This window comes from Entomospira culicis, from assembly GCF_028748145.1.
Taxonomy (GTDB): domain Bacteria; phylum Spirochaetota; class Spirochaetia; order WRBN01; family WRBN01; genus Entomospira; species Entomospira culicis.
The window spans coordinates 917,121-942,597 of record NZ_CP118181.1 but is presented as its reverse complement, the minus strand read 5'-3'; the positions used below and the strand labels follow the sequence as shown (position 1 = coordinate 942,597).

The 25,477-nt window shown below is 44.3% G+C and carries 26 protein-coding genes; 13 read left to right on the top strand and 13 right to left on the bottom strand.

Going from position 1 to position 25,477, the window contains the following annotated elements; translation table 11 throughout:
* Positions 1–150: 150 nt before the first annotated feature.
* The 3 genes from PVA46_RS04500 to PVA46_RS04490 all read right to left on the bottom strand — a co-directional run bounded on the left by PVA46_RS04500 (position 151) and on the right by PVA46_RS04490 (position 2,492).
* On the bottom strand, positions 151–801 hold the full coding sequence (locus PVA46_RS04500) for a hypothetical protein (RefSeq protein WP_167695563.1): 651 nt from the start codon (positions 799–801) through the stop codon (positions 151–153).
* A 196-nt stretch (positions 802–997) separates the two neighbouring features.
* A complete protein-coding gene (locus tag PVA46_RS04495; RefSeq protein ID WP_167695562.1) occupies positions 998–1,714 on the bottom strand; it encodes a hypothetical protein in 717 nt (238 codons plus the stop codon).
* Between the two features lie 49 nt (positions 1,715–1,763).
* A complete protein-coding gene (locus tag PVA46_RS04490; RefSeq protein WP_167695561.1) occupies positions 1,764–2,492 on the bottom strand; it encodes a hypothetical protein in 729 nt (242 codons plus the stop codon).
* Between the two features lie 220 nt (positions 2,493–2,712).
* Between PVA46_RS04490 and gltX the strand changes: the two genes are divergently transcribed.
* From gltX to PVA46_RS04470, 4 genes are all read left to right on the top strand, one after another.
* Positions 2,713–4,218, top strand: a complete 1,506-nt coding sequence (gene gltX, locus PVA46_RS04485; protein WP_167695560.1) for a glutamate--tRNA ligase — start codon at positions 2,713–2,715, stop codon at positions 4,216–4,218.
* A gap of 10 nt (positions 4,219–4,228) precedes the next feature.
* Positions 4,229–4,903: a LolA family protein gene (locus PVA46_RS04480; RefSeq protein ID WP_167695559.1), complete on the top strand. Its 675-nt coding sequence runs from the start codon at positions 4,229–4,231 to the stop codon at positions 4,901–4,903.
* A gap of 5 nt (positions 4,904–4,908) precedes the next feature.
* Positions 4,909–6,006, top strand: coding sequence for a helix-turn-helix domain-containing protein (locus tag PVA46_RS04475; RefSeq protein WP_167695558.1), 1,098 nt, complete (start codon positions 4,909–4,911; stop codon positions 6,004–6,006).
* A 253-nt stretch (positions 6,007–6,259) separates the two neighbouring features.
* The gene (locus PVA46_RS04470; protein WP_167695557.1) at positions 6,260–6,724 is read left to right on the top strand and encodes a ComF family protein; all 465 of its coding nucleotides are present in this window, start codon (positions 6,260–6,262) and stop codon (positions 6,722–6,724) included.
* Positions 6,725–6,741: 17 nt separating this feature from the next.
* Here PVA46_RS04470 and PVA46_RS04465 read toward each other — a convergent pair whose 3' ends face one another.
* From PVA46_RS04465 to PVA46_RS04445, 5 genes are all read right to left on the bottom strand, one after another.
* Positions 6,742–7,320 carry a septal ring lytic transglycosylase RlpA family protein gene (locus PVA46_RS04465; protein ID WP_167695556.1) on the bottom strand — a complete coding sequence of 193 codons (579 nt, stop codon included), beginning with the start codon at positions 7,318–7,320 and terminating at the stop codon, positions 6,742–6,744.
* 34 nt (positions 7,321–7,354) lie between these two features.
* Complete coding sequence (locus tag PVA46_RS04460; RefSeq protein ID WP_167695555.1) at positions 7,355–8,593, bottom strand: MBL fold metallo-hydrolase; 1,239 nt, start codon at positions 8,591–8,593, stop codon at positions 7,355–7,357.
* Positions 8,574–9,134, bottom strand: a complete 561-nt coding sequence (nadD, locus tag PVA46_RS04455; protein ID WP_167695554.1) for a nicotinate (nicotinamide) nucleotide adenylyltransferase — start codon at positions 9,132–9,134, stop codon at positions 8,574–8,576. Before nadD ends, PVA46_RS04460 begins: the two co-directional genes overlap by 20 nt.
* Positions 9,135–10,211 carry an NAD(P)H-dependent glycerol-3-phosphate dehydrogenase gene (locus PVA46_RS04450; protein ID WP_246226759.1) on the bottom strand — a complete coding sequence of 359 codons (1,077 nt, stop codon included), beginning with the start codon at positions 10,209–10,211 and terminating at the stop codon, positions 9,135–9,137.
* Between the two features lie 207 nt (positions 10,212–10,418).
* A complete protein-coding gene (locus PVA46_RS04445; protein WP_212603848.1) occupies positions 10,419–11,411 on the bottom strand; it encodes a hypothetical protein in 993 nt (330 codons plus the stop codon).
* A gap of 1,802 nt (positions 11,412–13,213) precedes the next feature.
* Here PVA46_RS04445 and PVA46_RS04440 point away from each other — a divergent pair.
* Positions 13,214–13,645, top strand: coding sequence for a Dps family protein (locus PVA46_RS04440; RefSeq protein ID WP_167695551.1), 432 nt, complete (start codon positions 13,214–13,216; stop codon positions 13,643–13,645).
* A 21-nt stretch (positions 13,646–13,666) separates the two neighbouring features.
* Positions 13,667–13,987, top strand: coding sequence for a hypothetical protein (locus PVA46_RS04435; protein WP_167695550.1), 321 nt, complete (start codon positions 13,667–13,669; stop codon positions 13,985–13,987).
* A 5-nt stretch (positions 13,988–13,992) separates the two neighbouring features.
* Here PVA46_RS04435 and PVA46_RS04430 read toward each other — a convergent pair whose 3' ends face one another.
* Together PVA46_RS04430 and PVA46_RS04425 are read right to left on the bottom strand one after the other, a co-directional pair.
* A complete protein-coding gene (locus PVA46_RS04430; RefSeq protein ID WP_167695549.1) occupies positions 13,993–14,349 on the bottom strand; it encodes a helix-turn-helix domain-containing protein in 357 nt (118 codons plus the stop codon).
* Between the two features lie 15 nt (positions 14,350–14,364).
* Entirely contained in the window at positions 14,365–15,114 is a 750-nt protein-coding gene (locus tag PVA46_RS04425; protein WP_167695548.1) for a hypothetical protein, read from the bottom strand.
* A gap of 194 nt (positions 15,115–15,308) precedes the next feature.
* Between PVA46_RS04425 and PVA46_RS04420 the strand changes: the two genes are divergently transcribed.
* The 7 genes from PVA46_RS04420 to PVA46_RS04390 all read left to right on the top strand — a co-directional run bounded on the left by PVA46_RS04420 (position 15,309) and on the right by PVA46_RS04390 (position 20,642).
* Complete coding sequence (locus tag PVA46_RS04420) at positions 15,309–16,259, top strand: hypothetical protein (protein ID WP_167695547.1); 951 nt, start codon at positions 15,309–15,311, stop codon at positions 16,257–16,259.
* A 26-nt stretch (positions 16,260–16,285) separates the two neighbouring features.
* Positions 16,286–17,008, top strand: coding sequence for a hypothetical protein (locus PVA46_RS04415; RefSeq protein ID WP_167695546.1), 723 nt, complete (start codon positions 16,286–16,288; stop codon positions 17,006–17,008).
* Between the two features lie 99 nt (positions 17,009–17,107).
* Positions 17,108–17,725, top strand: a complete 618-nt coding sequence (locus tag PVA46_RS04410) for a hypothetical protein (protein WP_167695545.1) — start codon at positions 17,108–17,110, stop codon at positions 17,723–17,725.
* A 100-nt stretch (positions 17,726–17,825) separates the two neighbouring features.
* The gene (locus tag PVA46_RS04405; protein ID WP_167695544.1) at positions 17,826–18,710 is read left to right on the top strand and encodes a hypothetical protein; all 885 of its coding nucleotides are present in this window, start codon (positions 17,826–17,828) and stop codon (positions 18,708–18,710) included.
* 146 nt (positions 18,711–18,856) lie between these two features.
* A complete protein-coding gene (locus PVA46_RS04400; protein WP_167695543.1) occupies positions 18,857–19,162 on the top strand; it encodes an ArsR/SmtB family transcription factor in 306 nt (101 codons plus the stop codon).
* 21 nt (positions 19,163–19,183) lie between these two features.
* Positions 19,184–20,236, top strand: coding sequence for an ACR3 family arsenite efflux transporter (gene arsB / locus PVA46_RS04395; protein ID WP_167695542.1), 1,053 nt, complete (start codon positions 19,184–19,186; stop codon positions 20,234–20,236).
* Positions 20,226–20,642: an arsenate reductase ArsC gene (locus tag PVA46_RS04390; RefSeq protein ID WP_167695541.1), complete on the top strand. Its 417-nt coding sequence runs from the start codon at positions 20,226–20,228 to the stop codon at positions 20,640–20,642. The genes arsB and PVA46_RS04390 overlap by 11 nt, the downstream gene beginning before the upstream one ends.
* 66 nt (positions 20,643–20,708) lie before the next feature.
* Here PVA46_RS04390 and PVA46_RS04385 read toward each other — a convergent pair whose 3' ends face one another.
* The 3 genes from PVA46_RS04385 to PVA46_RS04375 form a co-directional block, all read right to left on the bottom strand.
* A complete protein-coding gene (locus tag PVA46_RS04385; protein WP_167695540.1) occupies positions 20,709–23,147 on the bottom strand; it encodes a DsrE/DsrF/DrsH-like family protein in 2,439 nt (812 codons plus the stop codon).
* 94 nt (positions 23,148–23,241) lie between these two features.
* A complete protein-coding gene (locus PVA46_RS04380; protein WP_167695539.1) occupies positions 23,242–24,342 on the bottom strand; it encodes a PQQ-dependent sugar dehydrogenase in 1,101 nt (366 codons plus the stop codon).
* 14 nt (positions 24,343–24,356) lie between these two features.
* Positions 24,357–25,454 (bottom strand): acyltransferase family protein, encoded by a 1,098-nt coding sequence (locus PVA46_RS04375; protein ID WP_167695538.1) that lies wholly within the window; start codon positions 25,452–25,454, stop codon positions 24,357–24,359.
* Positions 25,455–25,477 lie beyond the last annotated feature (23 nt).

Sequence of the window (25,477 nt, the reverse complement as noted above, 5' to 3'; positions counted from 1 at the left end):
TTGGGTATATATTTAAGGCATCTTGTGCCGACTTTGATTATAGTATAGCGAAAAAAGTAATTTTTTGAAAGGGCTTAGAGAGATATTTGTGCGATATTTTGCATAGAAAAAGCCTCAATAAGGAGGCTTTATGATGTGGGCGGGAAAAAGCTAGTGAATGAGCAGGAGCTCTTGGAGCTTGAGCTGAATTTTGGAGAGAGATTTTCCCTCTACCGATAACGTGATGGGTGGGGTGTGAAAGGTTGAGGTAAAGAGATCGAGGTTGATGCTTTGGGGGATGAGCATTTGCTCGATGACTTGGGGTTTTAGGTCGACGCGCAAATATTCCCGTTGCTGATGGAGAGATTGGTTGCTCTTATTTTTGGTGGTGTAGCGGTAGATTTTTGCTGAACTACTCAAGAGGGTTTGGGGTTGTTTTAATTTGAGCAGAACTTTTTGAAAACTGTGCTGATTTTGCGCTGGTAAAAGTTGCGCTTCGGTGGTTGCTAGCGCATAACTTAATTCTAGCCAGAATTGTGTTGATTTATCTTTGTAGATGGTCTTTCCAATGTTTAATTGGATTTCTAGGTCGATAGCATTTTTGTTAAGGGGCTTGCTCTCTTTCCACGCGACTAACCGCACTCGATACTCAACAGCGTGGGGATCGTCTGGATGCGTATGCGGTTGCAGATCTTCAAACCAGCCAATTTCACCTGTTACCTTATTGATGGTGAGCGCAGATGCGTCTTTTAGACTTTTTGCAGGAAGCCCCAAAAGCAGGAAGCTCCAAGCGGTGAGTATCATGATGCTCTTTTTCCTCATAAATTGACCCTCCTAAGGTTTGTGTGGTTTTTTTATCCTTAAACAGGATATCCTAGAGGAAGTATAGGAGGAAAGAGCTAAAATAGACAAGGATATAAGAAGGTATTCATTAATATTTATGATGAAAGAGCCTAAAAAAGGCTCTTTCATGAAAGATTTATAGAAATTTAGGATAAGAACGTTTTTGTTCGCTTTGCTACCAGCTAGCGGCGCCATCTGTAGAAAATTTATAGCTGTAGCCAATCATTAATCCAGCGGAAAAGGTTGAGTACATGCTACCTTCTGTTAAGGCGAAGAATTTATTGACGATGGAGAGAAGATCGTAGTCTAGTCGTAGACCAAAATGTAAGAAATGATTGTCCATGTAACCTAGGGGTAAGAGCCAACCAATATCTAAGATGAGGTTAAGACCATATCCTAGTTTTCCCTTGAAGATTTCATCTACTATTTCTCCATCTCTCTCGCCGGTAACTCTTTGTTTCGTTGGAGTATAAAGAGTGGGACCAAAGCCTACTCCATAGTAAATACCACCTTCGGGGAAGATGTAGGTCTTCCAAAGCAGTTCTAGGGTGATGGCATGAAAACTGCGTTTATCTTTTACCTGTCCAACGTTTGATCCTTCTCTGTATAGCGCATACTCGGCTGTATGGTGACGAAAAAGTCCCGCATGTACGCCCAAGGCAAAGGATTTCTTTTCATTGCGAAAGAAGTCTACAAAAAAGGCGCTATTAAAGCCCCAAGAGCCACGTCCTGCAGCGCCAGTGCCAATCATGAGTGTTTCGCCGAAATTGCTACGGTTGTAGGCGAACTCTCCGCCGGCTTTTATGCCAATGCCAATGTTCTCCAAGGCAAAACTATTTGGTAAAAAAATGGTTACTAAAAAAGCAAGGGAAAGAGTGATTGTTTTCCACATAATAATGTTTGCTCCTAATTATTGTTGATAAAATATGGTAAAGAGGGTGTTACCAATTACCTTCCTCGGTAAAACGATAGAGATAAGCAACGCTAAATCCCATCGAAACTGGTGTCATAAGTGCATAGACTTCTGAATGGCAATTTTTGGGTGGCTTCTTTTGGGTTAGACCTATAATGTCGAAGGCACCTCTAAATCCAAGTTGTATAAATTGATTATCTTGTTCTGAAATGCTCATACTCCAGCCCATGTCGAGGAGGATGTTGAGTCCAAGATGTATTTTCCCTCGTTTTAGTGGGGCATTAAGGTGGAGACTTGGGATACTTCCTCTTGGTTTTGTGGCAAGGGTTGGTCCTAAGCCTAACCCTAAATAGAGACCTTGAATGCTATTTGATTGGAGGCGTGCGATTAAGTCTAGGTCGAAACTATGACTAAAAATTCTTCGTTTGATTGGGAGCTCTTCTCCATCAAGCGCAATGTCATCATGATATTGGCGAAAGAGGAGGGCATTGAGACCAATATGTAATGTAAAATTTTCATTAAATTCGAGATTGCTAAAAACGCCAAGGAGCATCCCAACAGAGAAAGGATTTACTCCTTCTTGATTAAAGGCATCCGAAATAGTTAGCTTACGGTAAGTTGTTCCATTACCATGGATTTTTACTGCACTAAAACTAGCATCAGCTCCAACGCGAAGCCCCACTGAAACGCCATCAAGGGCGTTGATAGTATTTAATGTGGCTATCAGGAAAAGAAGTGGCATTACTTTTTTTAACACTAGCTCACCTCCTTTGCTACGCTAGAGATAGTCACTACTATACTAAAAAAATCTTATTATGTCAAGCATATCATGTATAAAAAAAATTCTTTTTTCGCCTTTATCTCCCACCAAACCCCCTTGTGATTTTTTACCGAAAAGGCTATAATGTAATTATTTAGGCAAAAGGTTGGAGAGACCTTCTCTCCCCTTTATCGAGAATAAGGATGGTTGATAAAGCATGAGTGTACGTGTTCGTTATGCGCCTTCGCCCACGGGCTACCAACATATTGGTGGGGCTAGAACTGCATTATTTAATTACTTTTTTGCGCGCTCTCAAGGAGGAAAATTCCTTTTACGTGTCGAAGATACCGATCAAGAACGTACCTTCGATCTCGCCATGCAAGATCTCTATGATACCATGCAGTGGCTGGGCATCGCTTGGGATGAAGGTCCTGTCGTTGGTGGCGATAAAGGTCCTTATATCCAGAGTGAACGTAAAGAATTATACCAATCTTATGCGAAAAAACTTATCGACGAAGGCAAAGCTTACTACTGCTACTGCACCAGCGGACGCCTTGATCGCATCCGTAAAATTCAAGAGCAAAATTCCCTGCCTCCAGGTTATGATCGTCATTGCCGTAATTTAAGCGAGGAGGAGCTTGCCGAGGCAAAAGCCACAGGCGTTGCTCCGGTTGTCCGACTTAAAACGCCTTTGACTGGCAGTGTCATGGTGCACGATACCATCTTAGGGGATATTAGTCGCGATGCTAAAGATATCAACCCCGATGTCATCCTCCTTAAGAGCGATGGCATGCCTACCTACCATCTTGCTAATGTCATCGATGATCATTTAATGGAGATTACCCATGTCCTTCGCGCTCAAGAGTGGGTGCCTAGCGCGCCTGTTCACAAGCTGATTTACGAGGCTTTCGGTTGGCAGATGCCACAACTTTGCCACCTTCCCATGGTGATGGGGAGCGATGGGCAGAAGCTAAGTAAGCGCCACGGAGCGACGAGCGTAAAAGATTTCATTGCAAAAGGTTATCTGCCAGAAGCGCTCACCAATTATATCTCTCTTCTAGGGTGGTCTTACGACGATAGCCGTGAGTTTTTCACCAAGGAGGAGCTAGAGCAACTCTTCAAACTTGAACGTATTAATAAAGCGCCTGCCGTCTTCGATTACAAAAAACTCGATTGGTTTAATGGGCAGTATATTCGTAAATTATCGCCGGAGGAATTTTTTGCCCGCGTAGAACCTTTCCTCTCCCGACCCATCAAGGGACAAAATGATGCAGGAGAAGAGATTATTCTTGAAGAGGCACTCTTCTCTTCTCAGCCCGATACCGAGCAACTAAATTTGATTAAACGTGCCCTACCGATGGTGCAAGAGCGCATCACATTCCTCAATGAGGTGGGTGGCATGCTTCGTTTTCTTTTGGTTCGACCCGAAATTTATCCCGTAGCCGATGCGCTACCTAAGGGACTAACGCGTGAGCAATTGCTCGATATTTTGGCGAAGGTAAAGCCGATGATTGCTGACTTTATGGCACATGAGGATGAGATCAACGAGCAAAAAATGCGTGATTTCGCTACGACTGAAGGTATTAAGATTGGTGCGCTTCTGCAACCCTTGCGTGTTGCCGTTACTGGCTCTAAGGTATCGCCCCCGCTCTTTGGGAGCATCCGTCTGCTTGGTTCGGAAGAGACTCTTCTTCGTTTAGACAACTTAATCGCGCAACTGTAAAGGAGAATTTATGCATAAAATCTACCTAATATTATTAACGCTATTTTTGGCTGGTTCTCTTGGGGCGCAGGAGAGTGCTGATGCCTTTTTCCAACGGGTCTCCGATCGCTATGCCAAGATTGAGGATTATGATGCTGCGGTACGTATCCAACGTGGGGAACGCATAGAGTTTGGTCGCTTGCGCTACAAATCGCCCAATCTCTTACGCCTTGATTATACGGCCCCTTCGGGACAAATCTTAGTGGTATCAGAAAATAAGGTGGAACTCTACCTCCCTCGATCTGGTGTGGTAATGGAGCAGGTTCTTCCTGCCCAAAGTGATGCCGAAGTGATGGGGCTTTCGGGTAATGGATTACGCCTTTTGCGTGAAAATTACTTTATCAGTTTTAGTAATAATGGTCAACCTGAGCCTCTGGAGAGTGGTTCTGCCGAGCGGGTGGTTAAGTTGTCTCTTAAGTGGCGTGTAAACGCCGAGGGCTTTCGTTCTTTAGAAATTTCCGTAAACCCAGAGACACTTCTCATTCGTCGTATTACAGGGATTACTAGCCTCTTTGAGAATATCCGCTATGATTTTACCAATATTACAATTAATCGAGGCATGAATAGTAGCATTTTTGTCTTCACTCCAGAGGAAGGACAATCCGTGGTACGCTACCCTAATTTTCTGAATCTACAGGACAACTAAGCATCATGAAGAGTATTGGTGAGATTTTGACAGAAGCGCGTCAGACCAAAAAGTTGACCATCGAACAGGTGGTCAATGAGACGCATATCCCCAAACAGTATATTCTCTCGCTAGAAGCCGATCAGTTTGAGAATATCTCCGTAGGAGAGAGCAATTTATTGGGATTCTTGCGTATGTATGCGCTCTTTCTTGGGTTAGATGTGGATAAAATTTTATCAATGTATAAAAATTATAAGCTAATAGAAGAACAGGCGCCCTATGAAGAACTTCTCAAAAAAGAGATAAACATGAAGAAAATTCTCTTACGCGTTGGTGGTGGAATTCTTCTTCTCTTTGGCTTATTTTTCCTGCTTAATCAGTTTTTTGAGATAAATCTTTTTACTGTTAATCAAACGGTTAAACTTCGCAGTAATAAAATGAAGAAGACGCGTAAAGATATTCTCTTTAATCAAGAGTTGGTGTTATCGGTGGATGGATATCTTTATTATCTAAAATTTTCTCTAAGTGAAACTCAGGATATCGAGGGCGTTATTCGAGGTGAAGATGCTTATCGTGACTTCCTACTCTCTTCCGAGGAGCCCTTTAGTGTCGTTTTAAATACATTAAGTTTTAATGTAGAGGTGCCTGCAACCTTACGTATTTCTTACGATAAAGTCTACTCTGATAAACGTTTATCGATCTATCTGGAGGCAGAAAATTATGTCTCGTTGCAAGATGGCGATTCGATAGCAAATTCCTCTACGGATAGGGCGGATAATAGCATCGATTTAGATGTCTCTATTCGTCAAGAGCGTGAAGTCTTGATGAGCGTGCGATCAAGTATTCCGGTCAATCCTATCATTATGTTTAAGGGATATGTTAATTATCGTCATCGGTTGGATAACAGTGAGGTGATCGATCGTTATTATCAGGCTGGGGAACAAATTCAACGCACTATGCATAATAACATGAAGATTTGGACATCGAATGCTGGGCGCACTACCTTAAAAATTGGTCTAAATGAGATTGCTTTGGGGCGTGATGGAGAGGTTGCTGTAAAAATTCTCTATTGGCAACGCAATTCTACAACCGGAATGTTAGATCTTATCATTGAGGATGTTTAGATTTTTATTCAAATGGATTAATGTAAGTATTGAATTGTTCTTTCCCCCACGATGCGCCCGTTGTGCTTCGCTAATCATTCATCGTGATTCTTTATGTTTTAGCTGCTTCCATCTATTAGAAGAAAATGATTTAGCTTTAGTGGTTTTGCAAAAAAGATGCGATTGTTGTTCGCAAGTACTTACAAATATGACTTCTTCTTTACGCTGTTATCGATGCTCCCAGCGAGATTTTTTCTGGAAACATTATGCTATCATGAATTTTTCTGAAATTATCAAAGCGAGTATTTATGATCTTAAATTCCGCCATCGTTATGATTATAAATTTTATTGGGCGCAGAAGATAGCCACGTATCTATCTCGTTACGATAAAGAGGATTATCGCTTTGTTCTTGCTCCTTCTCACTCTGCGGAGCATTTGATGTTAGCAATTGCAAAGCAGCTAATGTATGCGTATCAATATAAAGTAGAGTTCATTCTCTATAAAAAGAGAAATATTCAGCAAAAAAATCTTGATAAAGCACAAAGAATGATTGCGCAAAAAGATAATATTTATCTTAAAGAACGAGATAAAGGGAGAGTGATTGGAAGGAAGTGGGTGGTGCTGGACGATATTTATACGACAGGAAGCACTCTTTACTATTGTACGAAAGTACTTATGGATGCGGGTGCGTTAGAGGTAGAGAGCGTTAGCTTGGCATTGGTATCGGATAAAATTTAGGGGAAGTTGCATATTAGCTAAGAAGAAGTTTTTATCAAGGGGTTTTCAATTCCGAGCTCTTTTAGACGTTTTACCATGGTTAGCGCCTGTTCTTGAGGGACGTTTTTAATTTCTATGCGTACTAATCCAGATGTCGTCATGATGGCATAGGGAGAAAATCCCGCTTCAATAAGCATATCTTTCATTTTCTTTGCGTAGGCGATATTTTTAAATGCGCCTACTTGGATGGTTGCGAGTTTTACTTCTGTTACCGAGTCTTTCACGGAGATACGGACTTTCGCAAGCCCTTGATTGAGCATACCGATCTCTTTGGCTGCAGCGTAGGAGAGATCGATAATACGACCGGCGATAAAAGGCCCTCGATCATTGATCCGCACATCGATAGATTTACCATTTTCCAGATTTAAGACCGTAACGATTGTGCCAAATGGAAGCGTTTTATGCGCTGCCGAGATCTTGTGCGTATCAAAAATTTCGCCATTAGCGGTAAGTCGTCCTTGGTACTTTCCTCCGTACCAACTGGCTAAGCCTTCCTCTTGAAAGGCCAAGAGTGTGCTGGGCAGAAGAGCGACCATGATAAGAACTAGGTATTTCATATACATAATCCATCGGAATTTTTGTGTATAAGATTTAGTGGAATTCACGATGAATTTCTCTTTCTCTGGCGATGGTTGAGCGCATGCCGTGTCCGGGATAAAGCGTGGTTTCTGATGGGAAGAGCGAGAAGATACGCTGGAGGGATGCTTCCATCTGTTGCGGGGAGCTGTCGGGGAAGTCGGTGCGTCCGATAGAGCCATTGGCGAAGATGGTGTCTCCAGAGAAGAGGGTATTAAGTGATTTACTATAGAACACCCCACTACCCATGGAATGTCCGGGGGTGTGGTAGAAGATGAAGTCGAGAAAATCGATGGGCTGTGCATCTTCGAGAAAGCGTTGGATGGTTGGAATATTTTTGCAGTGATAAAAATCTTCTAATCCATACATTTTAATGACATCTTGAATGTGAGCTAAGGCCTTTTCCCCAAAGTAGAATGATTCAGCACTGGGAGCATAACTCTCATAGGGAATTTTTTGTAGTGAAAGAAATTGTTCGAGATCATAGCCAAAGACAATATGATCAAAATGCCCGTGGGTGTAGATAATCTTTGCTTCTGTAATTTCACTGGCAAGAATAGTCGGTGCGAGCTCTTCTACCTTGACACCAGGGTCGACAATGAGCATGGTTTGTTCATGGATAAGCAGGTAGGTATTCTCTTTAAAAGGGTTTTGGTGAAATGATTTTATCGTTTTTTGCATGAGGTCTCTTCCTTCTTTATACGCATCTAGGGTGAGATGCGATAGGGATTGATTTATTTGGTGAAAAAATTTAATCTGCTCTTTAATTATAAAGTAATAAATATCATCAAGTGAGCCATGTGCTAGCATCAAGTGATGGGTGGGGGTAAGATGATCGCGTGCGGGCTCGCACTCATCAGCAATGAATAAAAGTTTTCCTAGTAAGGAGTTGTTTTTAACGGCTGTGCTGTGATGAATGACGGCTTGATCGACCTCTGGATGGTAAAATCCACATTGTTCTTGAATGTAGGGCATAGCAACAATCGCATGCCAGAGGGCTGGATGGGCATGCGACGATAGATAATCGGTGCGATGATACTTCTGAATGGCGGAGGCTAAGACCTCTTCTGGCCACTCTCGGGCGATATCATGCGCCCACCCTGCTAGTTCAATAAGGTCGATTTCGATGGGTAAGTGGAGACGCTTGTGTATCTGTTTCATTACGTAGACGACCCGTGCGCTGTGTTGATAGCGCGCTGGGGAGAGCTCGGCCTTGGCGAGTGCCTGTATCACACTACTGATAGAGCTTTGCATAATTTATGTACTCCCAAACGTCAGGATGGAGATCTTCTTTGGAGAGAGTTTCTCGAATAGATGTACTAGATATATCAATATGTGGAATGGAGATAAGCTGATAGGGGTAGGGGCTACTGGGCGAGACCTCTTGACGCGTGATAACAGCTAAGGTTACTTGTGAAAGTAGGTCATCGATGCGATGCCAGTGGGGCAGTTGCGGAAGAATATCACTGCCGATGAGGAGGTAGGGCTTGGGGCGGATGATCTCTTTTTGGAGCAGTTCTTCTAGTGTGTCGATAGTGTAGCTGGGTTTTTGGTCGGTACGTTCTATTTCGTCGGGGAGGACGGTCGCCCAAGGTAGATGGCGCGTGGCGAGATGAAGCATGATGAGGCGATCTTTTGGGCTGGCAATAAGCGGTGGTTTGAGCGGATTCTCTTTGGTGGGAAGAAAGAAAAAGCGGTCGGCTCCCAATTGGGAGCGCGCCTTGGTTGCAATGGCGATATGTGCGCGGTGAATGGGGTCAAAAGAGCCACCAAAGAGAATATCGTGGGGCGGCATTTACACTCCGTAGATGAGCTCTTGAACGGCGCTTTCTACGTCGAGTTCTTTATTGAGAACGCGGTAAATTGCGGTGAACATCGGGGTACGTAGGTTGTACTTTTGCGCAGTAAGATAGGCGGTGCGTGCAGCGAATACACCTTCGGGGAGGTAGCCCACTTTCGTGGTAACATTTGCCATGAGATCGTCAAGATCGGCGAAGTCGTTGAGGAGGTTTTGCTCGTAGATAGAGCGCCCAAAGCGACGGTTGCGGCCATACTTACTGCGACAGGTTACATCGAGATCGCCAATGCCGGCAGGCCCGGTGATGGTTTCAAAGTGAGTCGATCCCATGGCACGGGCAAGAATCATCATTTCATTGAGACCGGCAGAGAGAAGGAAGCTTTCGGTGTTATCGCCGATATTGTTGCTCTTTTCGGCATAGGCTTCGATAGCGCCAAAGGCGAGGGCGACAACATTTTTGAGGGCGGCAACCACTTGTACACCACTAACATCAATGGAAGAGAAGACGCGTAAGGTGGGTGCGGTAAAGAGCTCACGCACAATGATGGCATTCATGGGATTTTGCGAGGCGGCGACAAGGGCGGTAACTTTACCTTGGGCGATCTCTTCGGCATGGCTAGGCCCCGAAATATAGACCATGTTGCCTTTGTAAAAACCGGGAAGATAATTTTCAAGACCATCAAGCAGGAGTTGCCCGTCGCCCGAGGGTAGACGAATAAGACCCTTGGTGGCGCAAGCGATGATCGCTTTGCCTTCTGCAATGCAGGGAATGCTGAGGAGTTGGCGTGCGGTTTGAATGAGGACGTTTGAGGGGGTAACTAAGAGAACAACATCACGATCTTGGACGACTTCAGTGAGGTCGCTACTAGCGGTGAGACTGGTAGGTAGGATGGCATCGGGGAGGAACTCTTGGTTACGGTGGTGGGTGTTGATATCTTCGGCGGTTTCGGGTTTGAACGCCCAGATCTTCACGTCTACGCCTTTTTCCGCTAAGACTTTGGCTAGTGCGGTGCCAAAGGCGCCTGCGCCTACGACCGCGATAGAACGCATATTTTTATTGGTTGTGTTGCTCATAATGACGCACCTCTTTTGCAAGCTTTTATAATGAGTATAGCATAAATGCGATAAAAAGAAAAGCGATTTGTCATGGAAAGTGATTTTTGGGAATTTTACGCGAGAAAGAGGCAGATTGATGGGATCTCGCTGGCTCTTTTTATGTAGGAGAAAGAAGCAGATCGAGGTGATCTGCTTCTTATCTTAATATAGGGGCTAGATGCTAGGTTATTGAAGAATGAAGGGGAAGCGTTGCACTTCGATGATGTGATCGAGGGTTACACTTTGCAAGGCTTTGGGGATACCTTTTTCAGGATCATTACCGACCGTATCGGTGTACCATTTGTAGCTCTGCTGGGTGGTGTACATATAAACTACGAGGTCAACATCATCACCGGCTTTAAAGCCAATATTACTCCATGCCGCTGCTTTTAGCAGAGAGCCTGCACCATTTTTGTTGGCAGTGTTTTGGAGCATGTGCCCGTAGACGAGGGTTACATAAGAGCTAGATTTGCCATCATTGTAGACAACTGCGGGGTCGTTAGGAAAAAGATCCGGATCGAGCTTTTCGCCTTTAGCCACCCCAACTGGAGCAATAAGGGGTAAGGGCTGGTCGATGGTAAAAAGTACCATAACTTTCCCCTTAAACCAGTTAAAGCCGATAGTGGAGGTGCCTTTGCCGTATACCTTGGGGTTAATCACCACGGGCTCACCGGGGCGAACAGCTTGTACGCCTACCATCCAGATACGACCATCTTTTTTGTCCTTACTCATCTCATTAATACCCAAATCAATAACGGCTCCGTTCATATCATCCCAGCGGTTGATAAAGCGTTCGTAGTAGCTGCTCCCCGGTTGCGTGAGCTTTAGCTTTCGGCTATCGTCCTCGATGGGGTCGGTGTTTCCGCCGCCGTTATCATTACCGCCGCCGTTATCATTACCGCCGCCGTTATCATTACCGCCGCCGTTATCATTACCACCGCCGTTGTCATTACCGCCGCCGTTGTCATTACCGCCGTTATCATTACCACCGTTATCATTACCACCGTTATCATTACCACCGCCGTTGTCATTACCGCCGTTATTGTTACCACTGCCCCCACCAATAATATCTGCAATATCGGGGATATCTACCTCATTACTTGCGTTAATACGCGGTTTACAACTCATCGCACTGGCGATAAAGAGAGAGATGGTTAGAAAGCTAAGCATTCGTTTCATAAAATTTCTCCTTATATTTGTTTCTATTCATAGAAACATTGCGAAAACAATTCCCTTTGTATGGAAGAGAAATGATTAGGGTCTGTTACTATCAATAGAAATATAATTCTATCTAAAGAATCGCATAATTTTTGATTTTTGTCAAGAGTGTATCTATCAATAAGAACAAATTTTTCAAAAACTCTCTAAAAACAAATCATTATGTATCGCTAAGATGTTGTTTTATCTTAATGATACACAATGATTTATCGTTATAGGGCTAGAGGTTACTCTAGGGTAACAGGAATCCGCTCAAGCTCGATCACCTCATCGAGATGGACGCGTTTTAAGGTCTTGGGAATGCCTGTTGTTGGGGAGAGTCCCACGGAGTCGCGATACCATTGGTAGCTCTCTTGCGTGGAATAGATATAGATAACAATCTCTACTTCATCCCCCGCATGAAAGCCTAAATGTTGCCAAGCGCTGGCGCGGTTAAGGGCACCTGCACCGTTGCGATTGGTAGGATTTGCCAGCATATAGTCGTAATAAAGATTGATGTTTCTACTTCTACGCTCGTTGTCGTAAACCACGGCAGGATCGTTAGGAAAGAGATTAATAAGACTCTCTTTCATCGGGGCGATGAGGGGCATGGGTTGATTGATATCAAAGTAGATCGGCCAAAAGCCCACGGTGTCATTGAGCCAGTTAAAGGGAATATTGGCACTCTTTTTCCCATATAGTTGTGGGTTTATGGCGATAGATGCACGCGGTCTTACGGCTTGCGCGCCCACTAACCAAATTTTTCCCGCCCCTTGCATGTCATTGATCTCAACCTTGAGGGTAGCGCCGGCATGATTAGCCCATCGGGTAATATAGCGCTCATTGGGGCTGTTACTTTTGGTGTGATAGCGTTGGCGAAGAACGTGGGGCTGATGACTTTCGGCTCTCTCAATGAGATTATCCTCTGGATGCACCCGTGGCCTATTCGTTTGGGTAGNTGNGTCGGTGGTAGATTGGGTAGNTGNGTCGGTGGTNGATTGGGTAGATGCGTCGGTGGTAGATTGGGTAGCTGTGTCGGTGGTNGATTGGGTAGCTGTGTCGGTGGTAGATTGGGTAGNTGNGTCGGTGGTNGATTGGGTAGNTGNGTCGGTGGTAGATTGGGTAGATGCGTCGGTGGTGGATTGGGTAGATGCGTCGGTGGTAGATTGGGTAGCTGTGTCGGTGGTNGATTGGGTAGNTGNGTCGGTGGTGGATTGGGTAGCTGCGTCGGTACTCGTTTCCTCACTCTCCTCAGGATTCGTTGGCGTAAGGCTCTCTGGTGGAGTGGATCGCGTCGGCGGGGTTTCTTCTGGCTGAGTCTGTGCCGGTGGCAGTTCTGGCGGGATGGGGTTCTTCGTGTGAGGTTTGCATCCATTCATCATAACGGCGCATAGGCAACTCACCATCAAAAAAAGGTTTAATTTAGACATAAATATACTCCTTTCTAAAAAAATGTGATTGAGTAGATTAATGTTTAATGATTTTATGTTGTTACAAAAATGCTCTTCCCCAAGGGTGAATGGAGACGATTACGGAACGAGAACTAGGTTTTTAGGCGAACACAGATGCCGATAACGGCTTGATTTTTGCTCTCTTATGTGATGGAACAGACAACTATGTTATCGTTGATATTTCTATCTATAGAATCACACAGAAATCATAAAATGTCAAGGCTTATCATGCAAAAAAGATAATTTTCATGATATAAGAATTTTCGCTTGCCTTTTATCATAGCTCATTGTATTATGATAGTGTAAGCAATAAAAATCTCAGGAGGATATTTCATGTCAACCATCGATCTACTCAATCAACAAGTAGCCAATCTTAATTTATTTTATACTAAACTTCACCATTATCATTGGTACGTAAAAGGCGCAACTTTTTTTGAGCTTCATGCTAAATTTGAGGAGCTCTACACCGCGATAACCGCTTATTATGACGAGATCGCAGAACGCATCTTAATGCGAGGTGGCTCGCCTATCTCTACTCTAAAAGAGAGTTTGGCAAAGAGCTCGCTAAAAGAGGCAACTGGGGGCGAGGATGCAACTACGATGGTGCGCCAAGTGATTGCCGATCTTCAGCAGATGGTGGATGAGTATAAAGTAATTCTTGAACACGCGCAGCAAGAGGCAGATGAGGTTACCGCCGATCTTATTCTTGGTATCTCTAAGGATTTGCAAAAAGAGATTTGGATGCTCACCACATTGTTAAAATAGTGGGTTGAGGAGTGGAGGTTCATGATGATAGAACGGACAGAAATTGGCGATGCTATCACCTACGTAAGTGATAGTATCGTGCCTATCTCTAGCATGACTATATTAATGGATCTCTATAATGGGGCGGCAATTAAGTGTGCAATTCGTGGCTGTCAGCGTAGAGCCTCTGGCGTGGTGCAGGCAAAAATGCTCCATAGAGGGGAGAATCTTTGCGCTGGATCATCCTTTCTGATGCCATTGTGTCGCACTTGCCATTCTTTGAAGAATTACCACTGTTATCAACATGCTTGGGAGATTAAAGAGGGCTACCCGTTGCTCTCTTTATCGAAATTTAGAGAGTAATTTATCTATTTAAAGATAATATTTTTCATACGTTGAAGCATAATTTGCATGGCCTGTTGATCGGCTTGTGTCTTTTCTAGTGTAAGCTGTAGGGAGAGTAGCTCGCGTCGGATCTGTTGAACGTCTTGCAATGGTGTGTGTGCTGGCGGTGGGAGTAACATCTCGCCTTCTCCGGTGAGAAGCCAAGTAAGATTGATGCCTAGTGCGTGTAATTTCACCTTGATAGGGTCGGGAATATGATGCTCTTCACGCTCGTAACGAGAGAGCATATTTTGCTTTACCCCAAGATGCTCGGCAGCTTGGTGTTGTGTCCAGCCAAAGTGTTTTCGCGCAAGGCGTACGCGTTGCCCAATGGTTTGCACGACCAGACCACTTAACTAGTAATGGTTATTGACGATATAGTTAAAGCCAACAAAGAGACCTGTACTAATCATTGTGGATGCGCGGTTAGAAAGCCTATCCATATAGTGCATTTCGATTTCGTTACTTTTGGCTGTAGACATGAAGTAGAGTTTTTCAAAGACCATAGGTGCAATGACCGTACGCCAACTAATGGTAATGTATCCGATGGTATCTTTATTGGGCGTTACTGGGATATATGCGCCTGTATCTAGGGTTACGGTGAAGCGAGTGGTCATTTTTGGCTTGAGTCCTAGGAGCTTGAGATTATCGCCTAACTCCCCGACGTTGGAGTTGAGATAATTCTTTTTGGTGTGATAAGCTGGAGGCGTAATAATCGAGAAGCCAGGGCCTGCAGCAAAGTACCAATAGCTTACGAAGAATTTGGCGAGAATATCAAAGTTAATGTCGTGCCAGTTGGCTTGAATACCCACATCTTTATCAACGAGACTACGCGCTACACCCATAGTGATTTCTGGAGTAAAGGCGAACCATTCACGAGTTTTAATGTCGGTTAATACGGATAAGGCAAAGTTACCGCTAACGCCAAAGGGATAGATTGCATTACTAATGCTCACTGCGGTGTCAAAATCAAAGAGGGGTGCCATACTAAAGTGCGCATCTCCCCCAAGGCGAAGCCCCACACTAACTTCTGGAATATCGTAGGCACGAGCAGGCAGAATAAAGAGTAAACTCAAGAGAAAGCTCAAAATAGAACGGTTTTTCATATGCTGGACAAACTCCTATACATTACTAACAATGGATACTATTCCATACCTATCGACTATCTATTTTAGAATATCAATAGTTCTATTAATAATTTTTTGATAATTAATCTAGGTGTCGCTTGTCAATATGGTGGGATTTGTGTATAATATAAAGAGAGTTATAAATGATTATCAAATAAAGGAGTAGTCATATAATGAAAAAGCAACTATTGTTTGTCATGTTTATGGTGATGGGACTCTTTGCTTCTGCGCAAAACAGCGATCGGGAGGAGGCTTATCGCGATGGGTATCGCGATGGGCAAGAAGATGCCGAACGTAGTGGGCAACAATCACAGCAGGAGCGAGAAGAAGAGGCGTACCGTCGGGGATACCGCGATGGGCAACGTGATGCCAGAGATAGAGATGGGGGATCTTCTTCCCAGTCTGACCGTCAGCAAGAGCGTACCAATGAACGAGATCGTGAAGAACGTAGCACAGACCGAGAGCGCAATGAATCTCGAGATGAATCCTCTAGTAATCGCCCACAAAGTCGCGCTGAGAGTCGCGGTGAGACAAAGAAGAGTAATCCTGCCATTTCGGGTCCTACTGTCCAGATCAGCACCAATTATGTAGGTCTTTATCCTCTTAATGGATTTAAGACGATGGCGATGCATGATACGCGTATCCATAATGGCAATTTTGGTGTAGCCATTTTGGGTAGACATCTTGGTATATTATTTGAGTCTGGGGTGAGTGTGAGTAAGAAAAATCTCTCCCTCACGTTCTATGATACTAATGGCTTGTTTGGCAGCTATACACGTGAGGCTCAAGTACAAGATTACATTCTTGAGTACTCCATGTATCTACGTCTACGCAAAGCCATGAGCGACTCTTGGGCAATTACTACCGACTTTGGTTGGTACTACGGGTACAACCTCATGAGCAACGTGCAGGGCTTAGCCACCGACGAGGAGAGAGCTTTTTTTGAGAGTGATTTTTATCGAAACTATGTGCATAATCATGGACCTGTCATACGCTTTGGCTTAGAGTTTGGTAATGCCCGCTCTTCTGGACTTTACATTCCTGCTGGCTACATTGTGCGCTACAATGCCCTTAGACGCGAGCTCATGCATGGATTCTATGTAGGATTGGGTATTAATATCTAGGTTTTTGGCATATTTTGGGAGGGTGCATGCGTAGGCGATTTCTTTTATCTTTTGTATTTATTATTCTCGCATGTCGATTGTATGCCCATGGAGGAGAGTCTAAGGAGGTTGTTGAGCCAGTTCAAGTGCAATCTCCGATTTTGCTCTCCGCTCAGGATGTTCATTATCAGGTGAGCCTCAATTTTTCGGGGCTCTATCCCTTTAACGGCTTTTTTGGCGTGGGTAGTGGATTTTTTCGCGTTTGGATGCGCCCACAACCGTATCGGCAAGAGAGCTATCGTGTGGGGTTGTCCTCCACCTACTTTCTTAGCAGAGTGATGGGCTTGAGCGTTGATATGGGCATGGGCTGGGCTAAGCATCATGTGCAATTATCTTTTTTTGACGAGGACGAGAATTTTCTCTCCGATAAATGGGTTAAGATGACTCGCTACTCTTTAGATATGGCGCTATTGATGCGCTATCAAAGTACTGTGAACGAATATTTTGGTATAACGCTTGACATTGGCTGGTTTTACGCCTATGGTCTTCCCGCTAATATGGATGGGGTTAATCGTGAAGAAGAGCTTGCTGTACGCAAGGAGATCGCTTTTTTTGGCGTACAACATAATCACGGGCCAGTCTTTAAGTTGGGACTTGAGACAGGCATGATGTCAGGGGGAATCTTTTTGCCCATTGGTTATCAGCTTCGTTACAATTTTGGGCTTGGCTGGCAACATGGATTTTATGTTGGCTTAGGTTGGAAAGGATAATTTTTTACGATATCTAAAGAATAGGGAGAAAAAGTAGGCGAGGAGTGTCGAAAATAAAGACAGATGTTCGTCTTTACGAGCATCCATAGGAGAGTAAAAATGAAAAAAATCTATTTTTTGGCTTCTGTTGCTCTATTGCTTTTGCTTGGCTGTAAAAAACCTGCAGACGTAGATGACACTCCCAACACCGAGATTACCATGGATGGTGACGTGATTACCGTTGCCTCATCTCCTATCTCTAACCCACATAAGATGGAGATTTATGGTTTTGCTGTGAATAGAAAGGATTTGGCAACCTTTAATAAACAATTAAACAGCAATCAGTATGGTTTTAAGGTGGCAAAGGGCGAGGAGATGGTAGATTATGATGCAATGTGGGAGAAATTTTACGCGCGTTATGCCGAAGTGATGCGTACTCATGCTGATTATACCGGTGGTGTGATTACCCTAGATGTAACGACGGGTAAAGTTACGGTGGCAGGGCAGAGTATTCGTGTGCGCGAGCTGGGCTATATCTTTACCCCAACCAAAGAAATTCCTATTGGCAGTGGGGTGGCTACGTTACTCAACGCCAAGGTTGATGAGGAGTATTATGTGGTTTGGCTATTGGTAACGCATGGGACTACCGACGAGCATGATCTCGTTACTATTACGCATTTGAATAAAGAACCTGCAATGCAAGAGCGCAGTGTCTACCGTATTGTTCCCAGAAAGTAATCAATCGATAGGGTGGGTCATCCTTGCGATGACCCAATTCTTATTGACATTTTTATACAATATTGATATATTGATGATAGATGAATAAGGAGTACGTTGCATGAGAAAATTGATTATGCTTATTTTGTTAGTGAGCATTGGGATGAATCTTTACGCTCGATCGCCACGTAACACGATGGAGTACCTCTACTTTAATGATATCAAGAAATTTGAAAAGCGCGCTGCTAAAGAGAAAATTTTAGATACACTCGATTATCAAGAAGTTTTAGTTGATTACTTGCGCTACGACCCTTTTGGCGATCTTTCTTCGGCTAAGCGAAAAAAGGCTGCTAATGTCATCTTTAAATCCCTCAAAACCGTCCATTATCTTGAGGATCGTGGAGCGGACATTAAGGCGATCTCCCGTAGTGATATGCTTGCCATCTCCCAAGATCTTATGACCGATGCGCTCTTTGAGTATATTTTGCAAGAAACCTCTTTTTTAGAAGATAATAATCTCTGGGTTGAATGGTTTTCTCGCGCCAATCGTATCACGCCAGAACTTCAACATTCACTGGATCTCTTGATAAAAGAAGGTTTTAACCGCAGAAATCTCCTAACCACTGCACAAAAAGGCAGTAAAACCTACCGCTTAATGGAGGCGTTGATTGACGATCCCGAACTATTGGAATTTAATAAGTTTCTTGAACAATCCATTGATATGCAGCGCGCCGATTTGATGCTTTATGCACAGAATGCGGGCTATAATGTCTTAGCGTATTCTCTTACAATGTACCCAGCCATCCTCAAGACGGTAACCCATACTAGTACCTACACGACCGGCGGTCATTGGATAGCTACGGGACCTAACGGGCAGGGACGCTATGCGCCGGTACAACATCATACGCGCTATCATACCTTTGACGAAATGCTCTACGCCTTGCGCGATAAATACGTAGACAACGCCGTACGTAGTGCACTTAATGCGAGCAAGAAGAAAAAATAAGTCCGTATTTCGTTTTTCATCGTTCTCATAAGCATCCCATCTTTTATAGATGGGATTATTTTCGGTGTGATTGTCGTTCAACATATTGACAAATATCGATACATAGGGTATGATAGATTGATAAATATCGATATGAGGAGAATGAAATGCATGATGATTATCCAGAGCAAGCATTGCTGATGAAGGCTTTTTGTGATGAGAGTCGCCTTGCGATTCTCTCTAAACTAAAAGTTGGCGAGCGATGTGGTTGTGCGTTATTAGAGGAATTGGTTATTTCTCAATCTACGCTCTCACATCACATGAAGATTCTTTTAGCTAGTGGTGTGGTGCAGGCGCGTAAAGCTGGTAAGTGGGTCTATTACTCTTTAGATCATACTGGATTGATGCGTGCCAAGCAGTATCTTAATGCGTATACGATGGCCGCAGAACAGATTACTCTGATTGAGTGTTAATAAGTTTAGGAGGAATGAATAATGCAAGCAAAAGAGTCATTACGTATGGCATTTTTTGAGAAGTATTTGAGTGTGTGGGTTCTATTATGTATGGTTTTAGGGGTGATGATAAGTCGTTATCTACCAGAAATTCCGCAGTGGTTGACGCAGTTTGAGTATGCACAGGTTTCGATTCCGATTACGATCTTAATCTGGATGATGATTTATCCGATGATGATGAAGGTGGATTTTACTAGCATAAAAAATGTTAGCAAAAATCCTAAAGGATTGTATGTTACGTGGGTGGTTAATTGGTTGATTAAGCCCTTTACGATGTTTGGTATTGCATGGTTCTTCTTTTTTGTTCTATTTCGTAACTTGATGAGTGAGGAGTTGGCACGTGATTACCTCGCAGGTGCGGTGTTGCTGGGAGCAGCCCCTTGTACGGCGATGGTTTTTGTCTGGTCGCACTTAACAAGAGGGAATCCTGCCTATACCGTAGTGCAGGTGGCAACGAATGATTTGATTATTTTGATTGCATTTTCTCCGATTGTCGCGTTATTATTGGGGGTGAGTGGCATTACGATTCCCTGGTCTACGCTCATTGTATCGGTGGTGTTATTTGTGGTAACGCCGTTAGCCGCGGGAATTATTACACGTAATTTAGTGATTAAGTACAAAGGAGTAGGCTATTTTGAGGAGAAATTTATTACTAAATTTAATCACACCACGATCATCGGGCTGTTGTTGACACTAGTGATGATCTTCTCCTTTCAAGGCAGCGTGATTCTCTCCAATCCATTGCATATCGTTTTGATCGCTATCCCACTGATTATCCAGACATTTTTGATCTTCTTTTTGGCATATTTGACGAGTAAAAAGTTGAAACTTCCTCACGATATCGCCGCACCTGCAGGAATGATTGGCGCTTCTAACTTCTTTGAGTTATCGGTTGCCGTGGCGATCGCTCTCTTTGGTGCAACGTCTCCGGTGGCTCTGGCAACGATTGTTGGTGTCTTGGTGGAGGTTCCGGTGATGCTTATTCTTGTAAAGATAGCAAATAACACGAAAGGATGGTTTGTATATGAAAAATAAGCCTAAAGTGGCTTTCATCTGCGTGCATAACTCGTGCCGTAGCCAGATGGCAGAGGCGCTAGGCAAGCACTTTGCATCTGATGTTTTTGAGAGTTATTCAGCAGGGACAGAAGTAAAGCCTGCCATCAACGCCGATGCAGTACGCCTTATGCAACGTATTTATGCGATTGATATGCGTGAAAGACAATACTCTAAGTTGATCGACGCCTTGCCACAAGTAGATATCGTGATTACGATGGGTTGCAATGTGGAGTGTCCGCATGTGGTGGCGAAGCACCGTGAAGATTGGGGATTGGCGGATCCCAGTGGCGAAGTTGATGCAATTTTTATCGAGACGATTGATCGCATTGAGCGAAATATCAAAGATCTTGCTCGTCGCATTAGAGTGGGTGAAATCACGCTATAATATGTAGTTAGGGGAATTTTATACAAAGAGCAAGCTAGATAACTTTAGCTTGCTCTATTATTTTATTTAGATAAATAAATTCTTGTTGGCTGTCTCTGCCTTGTTGAGGTAATACCCCACTCCACCCAGCGAGATGCCATCGATGAGCTCTTCGGCCTTAACGCCCATCACATCCATCGACATCGTGCAGGCAATCATCTCGATGCCATTCTCTTGCGCCTGTTGCATCAACTCCTCAAGGCTAATCACGCTCTTCTCCTTCATCACCGCGCGGATCATCTTGGCGCCCAGTCCACCCATATTCATCTTAGAGATGGGCAATTTTCCGCTGTGTTTGGGGAGCATCATGGTAAACATCTTCTCCATAAAATTCTTTTTGCCGACATGGCTAGGGTTGGTTTTTTTGATCACCGATAAGCCCCAGAAGGTGAAGAAGAGCGAGACTTTTTTACCCATGGCTGCCGCTCCGTTGGCGATGATGAAGGCAGCAATCGCTTTATCAAGGTCGTTGCTAAAGACAACAATCGTCTGATCCTCCAGTTTTACGCCAAGGGCACTCTCGGCTTTGGGGGGATTCTTGCGGATCTGGGCATGGATGATTCCCTTACTGCTGTTAACGCTCAAGAGTTCATTCCCCGTTGAGTCGCACCAGCCTTTTACGTCGTGCAAAAATCCGGGGTCGGAGACTTGCACTTGTAAAACCGCCCCAACTTCGACCTTATCGATCTGTTTTTTAAGCTCCATTAATGGACCAGGACACTGCAAGCCAGTAAGGTTGAGTTCCACCACTTTATCGCTCATCAGTGGGGTAACCACCGACGCGGTGGCTTTGTCGGCGTGGTTCTTGCTCGAGGTTTGGCTAAAGCCGGGTTCTAGCTTGATTCCGCCAAGAATATTGCGTGCGTTATAGCCTTTGGCAAGGAGGTAGCGTGTTGCCATATAGCCTCGCACACCTACCGCACAGTAGACAAGAATTTCCTTAGTTTTGTCGAGTTTATCCAGACCACGGCCATTACGTAAATCATTAAGGGGAATGTGGATGCTATGCTCAAGTTTTTTATTGGCAACTTCAATATCATCACGCACATCTAACAACTGTTGCGACGTTTGATTGAGGTTGAGCGCCTCTTCAAAACGGGCAACCGGCATGAGTTTTTCACTGATATTAAGACCGACAAATCCCGCCATATTGATGGGTGATTTTGCCGAAGAGAAGGGCGGTGCGTAGCTCAACTCGAGATCGGCAAGGTCGTGGAGCGTACCTTTAAAGTGAATAACGCTGGCAATAACATCGATGAATTTATCGACGGCTTCATAGCCTAAAACTTGCGCCCCGAGAATACGCTCATCGGTGGGATTATAGATCACCTTGATGGTGAGTGGCGTTGAACCGGGGTAGTATCCTGCATGGCTATTGGGGTGGATATAGAGGCTCTGCGTGGGGATATCGTGTGCGATAAGCACTTGTTCGCTACTTCCGGTGCAGGCTGCGTTGAGGTCGAAGACTTGCAAAATCGCGGTACCCATCGCACCGATAAAGGCTTGTGGTTTTCCGCAAATGTTATTGGCAACCAGACGCCCCTGTCGATTAGCAGGTCCTGCTAGCGGAATGGATGCAGGTTGATTGTAGACTAGATGATCGACTTTAATCGCATCACCTAGCGCATAAACCTCTGGATGGTTGGTTTGTAGATGCTCATTTACCTTGATAAAGCCACGTTCGTCGCGATCGATACCACTATCTTTTAGAAATTTGGTTTCAGGTTGAATGCCAATGGCGAGGATAACTAAATCGCTGGTGATGGTCTCGTTGGAGTCAAGTTGCACCACGATGCGTTCATTTTCGGGTAGAAACGCCGTTGCTTTTTTCCCTAGATAAAGATCAAGACCAGCGCGCGCGAGCTCTTTTTCTAGGAAGCCAGCCATCTCTTTGTCAAAGGTTGCTAAGACATGGGGAGCAGCCTCTACCAGCGAGACAGCTACGTCGCGTAGGGCGAGGTTTTCTGCCATTTCAATGCCGATAAATCCGCCACCAATGACGGTAGCATTCTTGATATTCCCGCTGTCGACAAGCTCTTTAATGCGATCGCTATCGGGGACATTGCGCAGGGTGAGGATGCGTTTGTGATCGACACCCGGTAGCGGTGGCACTAAAGGCTTTGCCCCTGGGGAGAGTACTAAATGCGTATAATTTTCGGTGTAGGGCACGCCACTGGCAGGCTTAATGGTGAGGATTTTGCTCTTAGCATCAACCTGCACCACCTCGCTTTGGGTGCGCACATCGATGTTGAAGCGATCTTTAAATTTTTGCGGATTCTGTAAGACTAGTTGGCTGCGATCTTTGATGACATCACCGATATAATAGGGTAATCCACAGTTGGCGAAAGAGACAAAAGCATCTCGTTCAAAGAGGATAATTTGTGCCTCTTCATCTAAACGCCTTAGTCGAGCCGCCACAGTAGCGCCACCTGCTACGCCACCTACGATTAAAATCTTTTTGTGCATAAAAGCATCTCCCTTAACTAAAACTAAAGTATATCTTTTATTGTAATATTTTTATTATAAAAGATCAAGGGAAGAGATGCTAGCGTTTTATCCTTTAGCGTGGGCGCAGACGATAGAGCTTGCCAGCATCGTTGACGAGGTAGATGATGCCGTTGGGTGCTGATTTTACATCGCGGATACGCCCGATTTCGCCTTTAATGATGGTGTGAACAGCGGTAACCTTATTCTTGTCGACGCTGATAACAAAGAGCGTTTCTGCCTTAAGGGAGGGGATGAGAAGTTTGTTGGTGAGAGAGGGAATCGCGTTGTGGGTGTATAGGAGGAGAGAGGAGAAGGCTGGGGATGGCGTCCACTCTTTAATGGGGTCAACCATGCCGGCTTTGGTGCGCACTCCGATGCGACCGCCGCCATACTCTTGACCGGTGGTAACTTCTGGCCAACCATAATTTTGTCCTGCACGAATGATATTGAGTTCATCCCCGCCCTGTGGTCCTTGTTCGCTTTGCCAAAGGGTGTTGGTACGTGCATCATAGGCGAGCCCTTGCGCATTACGAATGCCCCACGCATAAATTTCTTTGGCAACGTTATTCTGCTTAATAAGCGGATTGTCAAGGGGGATCGTCCCATCATCGTTAAAGCGTAAAATCTTGCCAATGGAATTGGTTAAATCTTGCGCCTGATGACGATTATTGCGATCGCCACTGGCAAGATAGAGTCTATTTTGGGAATCAAAGGCAATAGCACCGCTGTAATGCTGGGTACGTACCTCCGACGGTGTCTCATAGAGCTGGGTAATATTGATAAGCGTATGATTGTGCCACTCACCACGGATAAGCGCGAGGGAAGAGCCATTTTTTAATCTTTTGCTATAAGAGAGATAGATGTAATTATTTTGAGCAAAATTGGGGTGTAACGCAATATCGAGTAACCCAGCTTGTCCGCGATTTTCTATCGGAAGGGAGAGAGCAATGGTGGTAGTTTTGAGCGTATCATTGGTAAATTCCACCAAAAGAAGGTTTCCTGTCTTAAATTCGGTGAGGAGAAGATTGTTGTTAGGTAGTGAGGCGATGCCCCAGAAGCGTTCACCAGAGAAGATCTCTTCTAAAATAAAATCATAACCCTGCTTAATGACGGTGTTTGCAAAGAGATGTACTGGCGCAACCATAAGACATAAGATATATAAGAATGTTTTCACGCGATTACGATTCCTTACCTTTTATTATAATGTCTTGTAAGGTTTTTGTCAAATGAATTCTTCCTTTTACGGGTAAGCCATCTTTTGGCTAGAAGGTAGCTTGCAATAAAAATACTGGTTGCTAAGAGAAAGATAAGCCATCCTTGTGTAATTTCTTGGAGAAAGATGCCGAGTAGACCAAGCAGAAGAAAGTGAATAATGTAGATAAGATTGGTCATTTTGCTTGTGTTGCTGAGAAAAATCCAGCGACTTTTGACGATTTGTGTGACCAAAAAGATAAGTGCTAACCACCAGCCGATGAATGCTCCATACAAAATTTGTACAGGAAAGGCATGGTGATAATAGGCGACATCACTCGCATAACCTGTGGGTAGATCCCATTGCCAAACCCCTAAAAAATAGAGAGCTATCACGGCAGAGGTGATGAATCCTAGCCATAGATAAAGCGATCTTTTTTGGGGTCTCTTCTTTGCTAGCACCGAAAAGAGATAGCCCAAAATAGGATAGAAGATCCAGGTAAAGAAGGGAAAGTAGGAGGACTCATCGATACCAAACCATAAGGCATAGAAAGGATTTATCCAAAAACGATAAGGAAAGTGCTGTTGCAATAACCAAGAATTTATCCCCAAAAATAGCACGAGTAAGAGCAGATAACCTCGCACCTTTATTCCTATCTGCTTGGTAAGGGCGAAGAAGAGAAAGGCCAAGCCAGCAAATTGTAAGATATCGACAAAGAGCAAGTAATAGTAACCAATTTCAATAAGGCTAAAGGGATAATCCTCCCATAAAAGATACTTGATGAGCTCTGGCACCACCGCACGAAAAAAATTGAAGAGATAGGCACCGAAGAAGAGTGTCATACCACGTTTAGCTAAGGCTTGAGGCGTGCTATGCGTGGAGAGGTGAACACCTACCCCCAGCATAAACATAAAGACCGGAGCGGCGGGAACTCCGCCCAAAAAGCCAATAATTTCGCCAAACCAACTCTCTTCTTGCAAGGCTAGCGAACCAAGGGCGATAAGGGTGTGGACATAGACCATAAAGATAACGGCTAACCCTTTGGCAATATCGAGGGTACTATCGCGTGTGAGCGTTGTATGATTTTTTTCCATTTCTTGTTGTATGGTAGGCTAAA